The sequence below is a fragment of the Haemophilus sp. HMSC61B11 genome (assembly GCF_001838615.1).
GTDB classification, from domain to species: domain Bacteria; phylum Pseudomonadota; class Gammaproteobacteria; order Enterobacterales; family Pasteurellaceae; genus Haemophilus_D; species Haemophilus_D parainfluenzae_AD.
In genome coordinates, this window is record NZ_KV837971.1 from 207485 (window position 1) to 214543 (window position 7059).

Below are 7059 nucleotides of genomic sequence, written 5' to 3' on the forward strand. Positions count from 1 at the left end.
ATTATTTCCTTATAAGCATGCCACAAACTGTTTTACTTCATCCATTGTCATATCTGCCGTCAAAGATAATCGTATTCTGGATGTACCTTTTGGTACTGTCGGTGGTCTAATCGGCAAGCAATAATAACCTTGCTCTTGCAGAGCTTTCGCCTTAGCGAGGGTTGCTTCGTTCTCACCTAAAATATAGGGAACGATGCAAGTTTGGCTTGGCATTATTTGCGTTCTATGCTCCACTTCTTGGCGTAAAAATGCACTTAACTGCTCAAGATGCGTTCTTTCTTTTGAAAGTTGTGGTAATCGTTCAAAAATAAAATGAGTCCAAGCCACGTTAAACGGCGGAAGTGCGGTTGAAAAAATCAATGGACGCATTTGATTAATCAAACATTCTTTTAATATTTGATCACAGACGACATAAGCGCCCATTGAAGCTAAGGCTTTACCAAAAGTGCCAACCAATAAATCTATATCAGCTATCACATTAGCTCGTTCGGCAATACCTAATCCGTTTTTACCGTAAACACCTATTGCATGGGCTTCATCCACATAAAGATAAGTATTTGGAAACTGTTTTTTTAATTGAACAAGATAGTTCAAATCAACTACATCGCCATCCATACTAAAAACCGATTCCGTTACAATAAAAGTGCGGTCAAATTTTCCGGCATTTTTTTCGAGCAGATTCTTTAGATGTTCATAATCATTATGACGATAACGAAAGAACTCACATTGGCTTAAACGAATACCATCAATCATACTGGCATGCACTAATTTATCTGCCAAAATTAAACTTTTTGTTGTCGTCAACGCCGGTAAAATACCAAGATTGGCGTGATAGCCACTGTTAAATAATAAAACGCTTTCTCGTTGGAAACGTTGAGCAATAAGCTGCTCAAGATCGGTATAAACAGGAAAATTTCCCGTTAATAAACGAGACGAAGAACTGGTAAAAGAAGGAAAATTATCGCCATATTGCTGTAAAAAAGACTGGCGCAAGTTTTCATTCGATGCCAAACCTAAATAATCATTCGATGACATATTCAACATTTTGCAATTTTCTCGCATAATATATCGTCCTTGATGAACTAAATCTGGAATTGAACGATATTGATTTTGTGCGCTAAGCTGTTCCAGTTGCTGTTTGAAAGCATCCATTTTTTATCCTAATGTTCATATTCCTGAGTTAAAGCCAGAATCATGCCTTCCGTTAATTTCTGAAGTTCATCATCTTTAATCACAAATGGAGGCATCACATAAACCAATTTTCCGAAAGGTCGAATCCAAACACCTTGTTCCACAAAACGTGGGACTAAAGTTTTCATATTTACCGCACTTTTCATTTCAACCACCCCAATCGCCCCTAATACGCGAACTTCTTTGACATAATCTTTTTTAGCTAAAGGCAAAAGTTGTTGTTTTAAGGAAGACTCAATTCGCTGAATATTTTGCAGCCAAGGGCTTTCCAATAATAAACGGATAGATTCTGCCGCAATTGCACAGGCCAACGGGTTTGCCATAAAAGTGGGTCCGTGCATAAAGCATTTAGCCTCACCGCCACAAATAGTTTTCGCGATTTCAGTGGTCGTAATGGTTGCAGATAAAGTTAAATAACCACCTGTTAAGGCTTTACCGATACACATAATATCTGGCGAAATTCCAGCATGCTCGGCAGCAAATAATTTCCCTGTACGGCCAAAACCCGTGGCAATTTCATCAAAAATTAGCAATACACCATATTGTTTACAAAGCGCTTGTGCTTTCACTAAATAAGTTGGCGAATAAAAATACATACCGCCCGCGCCTTGCACCACAGGCTCTAAAATAAGTGCGGCAATTTCGCTACCTTTTTTCTTAAGTAAATCAGCTAAAGGTTCAATCGCACTATCATTCCAAGATTCATTAAATGGAATATTGGGTTGAGGAAGAAAATATTGTATGGGCAGACTATGATGAAATAAATGATGCATCCCTGTGGTTGGATCACACACTGACATCGCATTCCAAGTATCACCATGATAACCAGAACGGATGGTAGCGAATTTTTGCCGTTGTACTTCCCCTTTAGCGTGCTGATATTGAATAGCCATTTTCATCGCCACTTCCACAGCAACAGAACCACTATCAGCAAAAAAGATCTTATCTAAGCTATTTGGCAAAATTTTTACCAATAATTGAGCTAATTCCACCGCAGGTTCGTGGGTAAATCCTCCAAACATAATATGGCTCATTTTTGCCAACTGATTCTGTGCAGCCGCATTTAAACGAGGGTGATTATAACCATGTAACGCCGCCCACCAAGAAGACATGCCATCAATCAAACGACGACCATCTTTTAAGGTTATCATCACGCCATCTGCACGTTCTACCGCATAAAGCGGCATATCAGAAGAAACTGAAGAATAAGGATGCCAAATATGTTGTGTATCAAGCGCTAAAAGTGATTGTTCATCCATCATTTATTTACCATTAAAACTTATTCGTATCTCAAGGCGGCGGCAGGTTCTACTTTTGCCGCACGATAAGCTGGATAAATGGTTGATAATAAAGATAACAATAAAGAAAAGGCAATCACAATAATGACTTGCACAGGCTCAATGGATGTTGGCAAGAAAACACCGTTCGGATTGACCGCACTTAAAATTGCCCCAAGATTTAAGGTAATTAATACGCCCAGTACAGCACCAATCAATGTGCCCACTAGTCCAACCAATAAACCTTGATAAATAAAGATAGAACGTACTTGTGATTTAGTAACACCTTGTGTTTGCAAAATAGCGATTTCTCCTTGTTTATCCACCACCATTAAACTTAATGAGGTCACAATATTGGAAATCGCCACAACGATAATTAAGCTAATCAACAAGCCCATCATATTTTTTTCCATACGAACCGCTTGGAAAAACTCCCCTTTTTGGACACGCCAATCGCTGATATGACTCTCTTTAAAATAACTCGGCAATTCTGTGATTTGGAAAGGATCATCCAGGAATAAACGATAGCCTTGAGCCTCACCTGGTTGAATACGCATTAGGCGACCAATATCTGCTAAATTAGCAAAAACCTCATAGCCTGACGCTTCGCCATAATCATAGTAAATCTCACTCACAGTAAATAAACGCTGCATCGGCACACGACCAAATGGCGTATATTGGCTATTTTCAGTAATCATTAAGCGAACTTTATCGCCCACTGCTAAACCTAATTTTTGAGCCAGATTATCACCAATGATCAACTTAAACTCACCTTGCGGTAAAAGTTGATTAAATTGGCTAGGATCGAAACCTTCCAGTAAAGGATCATCTGAAAAAGACTGAATACCAATTACTTGTCCTGCACTCACGCCTTTTGCTGTTTGAAACACAACATTTGTCGTATTAATTGGCACGGCTTTTTGCACAAAGTGCGGTGTATTTTCAAGCATTTTTTCTGCTGAAATAGGCGTTTCTTGGCTAACAATCGCGTGTGGAATGCTCGAAAGCACCTGCTGTTTTTGATAGCCTTCTAATCCATTCATGACAGAAAGCACAATAATCAACGCCATCACACCTAATACGATGCCAAAGCTTGCCAAATTAGCAACAAGTCGCCCAAAACGATCAGCGCTTTTAGCGCGCCAATATCGCAGAGCGACGTATAAAGAAATAGGTAAATTCATTATTTTTGATTTAATTGTTGAACGAAATCTTCGATATTTTGCGTCACTTTTTTTGTTAGCGTGGTTACCGCACTATCACTCGCCCAAGCAATATGAGGTGTGATAATTAAATTCGGCATCGTTTTCGCTAATTCAATCAGTGGATTGTTTTTCTCTGGTGGTTCTTTCACTAACACATCTAATGCAGCACCACCTAATTGCCCTGATTTTAATGCGTCACAAACTGCTTGCTCATCAATCAATGGACCACGACCAGTATTGATTAAATACGCACCTTTCTTACAAAGTGACAAGGTTTCTTGATTGATTAAATTTTTAGTTGTTTCAGTCAATGCACAATGCAATGTCAGAATATCAGCCTGTTTTAGCACCTCTTCAAAAGGCGTGTAACCTTCACGGCACGTTGTGGCATGTCGATGTTCAGCATAAAGCACTTTCATGCCTAAAAGCTCGGCTAAACGCCCTATTTCCGTACCTAAACAGCCTTTTCCAAACACGCCTAATGTTGAACCTTTCACATCTGTAATGGGATAATCAAAGTAGCAGAACTGTTTGCTCTCTGTCCATTTACCGGTGATTTGATCGCGCTGCCAGCCAGCTAAGCTGTGTTTTAACGCAAAAATCATGCCCAACACATGTTCAGGTACTGTTGTTGCTGAATAACCTGTCACATTTTTAACTGCCACACCGAGTTCTTTTGCAGCCTCTAAATCTACGTTATTGGTGCCTGTTGCGGTGATAGCAATCAATTTTAATTTAGGTAATTGTTGCAACACCTCACGGCTTAAAATCACTTTACTGGTGATAATAATATCCGCGTCTTTGGCTCGCTCAATGGTTTGCTCTGCGGAAGTATATTCATACTCTACCCAGTTATGCGGAAAGCTTGGACGAGGAATAGGAATATGTTTTGGAATTGCCGTGCTGTCTAAAAATACAATATTCATTATTATCTCCTTTTACAGAACAAAAGTGCGGTCAGAAACAATGCTGTTTTCAACCGCACTTCCCTATTAGATCGATGTATCTAATTCAGGAAAAGACTTCACTAAATCATCAATAGCTTTCATCTGTGAGACAAAACCTTCTAATGCCGAAAGTGGCAATGCAGAAGGGCCATCACATTTTGCTTGATTTGGATTTGGGTGAGCTTCTAAGAATAAACCAGCAATCCCAATTGCTAAACCAGAACGGGCTAATTCAGTCACTTGTTCACGACGACCACCTGAAGCAGCACCAAACGGATCACGACATTGTAATGAATGAGTCACGTCAAAAATAACTGGACTACCTTTAGACACTTTTTTCATCACGCCAAAGCCTAACATATCCACCACTAAATTATCGTAGCCAAAGTTTGAACCGCGATCACAAAGGATGATTTTATCGTTACCACATTCTTCAAACTTATCGACGATGTTCCCCATTTGACCTGGGCTTAAGAATTGTGGTTTTTTCACATTAATCACTGCGCCCGTTTTTGCCATCGCTTCGACTAAATCAGTTTGACGAGCTAAGAATGCCGGTAACTGAATCACATCCACCACATCAGCAACAGGCTGACATTGATAAATTTCGTGCACATCGGTAATTACTTTCACGCCAAAGGTTTCTTTTATCTCTTGGAAAATTTTTAAACCTTCTTCCATGCCTGGACCACGGTAAGAATGAATTGAAGAACGGTTAGCTTTATCGAAAGATGCCTTAAAAACATAAGGAACGCCTAACTTTTCAGTCACTTTCACGTAAGCTTCACAAACTTGCATTGCCATATCGCGACTTTCAAGCACGTTCATCCCGCCGAAAAGCACAAAGGGTTTGTCATTTGCGACATCAATATTGCCAATTTTTACAATTTTATTTTGCATAATATTTCCTTTTTAATGGATGGACTTGGCATCTTTCAATGCTTCGCCTTTCAGTTCTAAAAGTTGAGTTTTTAACAGAGAAGAAGTGGGATCATTCGGACATTGATCCACAAAATATTCCAAATCCTCAATGGCTGAAGGATAAGCGCCCATTTGCGCCAACACTAAGCCACGATCGCGAATATCGTAAGGATCTTTTCTTCCCGCTAACAAGAATTGGATATAATTAAAAGCCAAATCGTTTTGTTCTTCACGAATTAAGGCATTCTTGGCGAGCTGACGGAAACGTGCGGTAAGCATCGGAATATCTGCTCGAGCTAAATCTTCCGGTTGAATTTGAGCCCCAAAACCAAAAGCACCTTCATAAAGCTTTTTCAATTCATCCACTGAAATATATTTTCCACTCCAAGGATCAATAAACGCTACTTCACCATCGACTTCAGCACGTAAAATCAGTTGAGTCGGGAAATTCACGGGATAAATCGGCAATTTTAAACTTGCGGCGAGATAAAGTACTAAAGCGCCAAGGCTCACTGGCATGCCTTCACGCTCTTCTAGAATATACGGAAGGTATAAATTTCGGGCATAGAAATAATTATCCGCATCGCAATGAAAGCTCCAATCGCCATAAAATAGCTGCAAGAGTTGATGAATTTTAGCTTTATCATCCCATTCTTCTGGAATAGCTTGGCGAGCTTTACGCACCAAGCTTCCAACAAGCCCTCTTATACGAGGCTCATCAAGTTGCTCTTTCTCACAAATGCTCAAATAAAAATGAGTCAGTTCAGCATACAAGGCTTTTTGATCGTATTTCATTACCGCTTCCAATATCCCAACGTTACGCGCTCATTGTCGCCATAATCCCGTATAGTTGCAACCCCTTGCCAATGATTTTGCCAGAAAATTGACCGCACTTCTTCACCCTGCTTCCAGCCGTGCTCTAACAATAAATAGCCGTTATCTTTTAAATGTCCTGGTGCATACTCAATAAGATGACGTAAATCAGCTAAACCGTTTTCGCCCGCCACCAACGCCGAACGAGGCTCGAAACGCACATCACCTTGGAAAAGATGCTCATCGGCTTCATCGATATAAGGTGGATTACTGACGATAATATCAAACTGCCCTTCAACATTTTCGAACCAACGACTCTGTAAAAATTGTACCTTGAGCTGATTTTTTTCTGCATTGGATTGCGCTAATTTGACGACTTCTGGCATTAAATCAACACCAATAACATCCAATTGAATATGCTTTTTTTGACAAATAGGAGAAAGCTCAGAAGCCAACGCCAACGCAATGGCGCCAGTGCCGGTACCTAGATCGAGAATACGAAAGTGCGGTGGATTTTCTTCCAGTTTTTCTAACGCAATGTGTAATGCTTTTTCTACGAGAATTTCAGTATCTGGACGAGGAATTAATGTTCCTTCAGACACATTTAAAGGCAAGGACCAAAATTCTTTTTCACCGAGGATATAAGCGATAGGTTCGCCTTTTAGACGACGATCTAAAAGTGCGGTCAATTTTAACCGCACTTTT

7 protein-coding genes are annotated in these 7059 nt (G+C 39.9%); all 7 read right to left on the reverse strand.

Annotated elements, in window-relative coordinates; translation table 11 throughout:
• Positions 1-9 precede the first annotated feature (9 nt).
• The gene (gene bioF / locus HMPREF3263_RS05205; protein ID WP_005695865.1) at positions 10-1152 is read right to left on the reverse strand and encodes an 8-amino-7-oxononanoate synthase; all 1143 of its coding nucleotides are present in this window, start codon (positions 1150-1152) and stop codon (positions 10-12) included.
• Between the two features lie 8 nt (positions 1153-1160).
• On the reverse strand, positions 1161-2450 hold the full coding sequence (bioA, locus tag HMPREF3263_RS05210; RefSeq protein WP_032804116.1) for an adenosylmethionine--8-amino-7-oxononanoate transaminase: 1290 nt from the start codon (positions 2448-2450) through the stop codon (positions 1161-1163).
• Positions 2451-2470: 20 nt separating this feature from the next.
• Positions 2471-3652: a lipoprotein-releasing ABC transporter permease subunit gene (locus tag HMPREF3263_RS05215; protein ID WP_065243175.1), complete on the reverse strand. Its 1182-nt coding sequence runs from the start codon at positions 3650-3652 to the stop codon at positions 2471-2473.
• Positions 3652-4599: a 2-hydroxyacid dehydrogenase gene (locus HMPREF3263_RS05220; protein ID WP_070853062.1), complete on the reverse strand. Its 948-nt coding sequence runs from the start codon at positions 4597-4599 to the stop codon at positions 3652-3654. Before HMPREF3263_RS05220 ends, HMPREF3263_RS05215 begins: the two co-directional genes overlap by 1 nt.
• Positions 4600-4665: 66 nt before the next feature.
• Positions 4666-5520: a 3-deoxy-8-phosphooctulonate synthase gene (gene kdsA, locus HMPREF3263_RS05225; RefSeq protein WP_005695859.1), complete on the reverse strand. Its 855-nt coding sequence runs from the start codon at positions 5518-5520 to the stop codon at positions 4666-4668.
• 12 nt (positions 5521-5532) lie between these two features.
• The gene (locus HMPREF3263_RS05230; RefSeq protein ID WP_070853063.1) at positions 5533-6336 is read right to left on the reverse strand and encodes a SirB1 family protein; all 804 of its coding nucleotides are present in this window, start codon (positions 6334-6336) and stop codon (positions 5533-5535) included.
• Positions 6336-7059: peptide chain release factor N(5)-glutamine methyltransferase (prmC, locus tag HMPREF3263_RS05235; RefSeq protein ID WP_070853098.1), on the reverse strand; the 724-nt coding region annotated here is incomplete at its 5' end. The genes prmC and HMPREF3263_RS05230, both read right to left, overlap by 1 nt.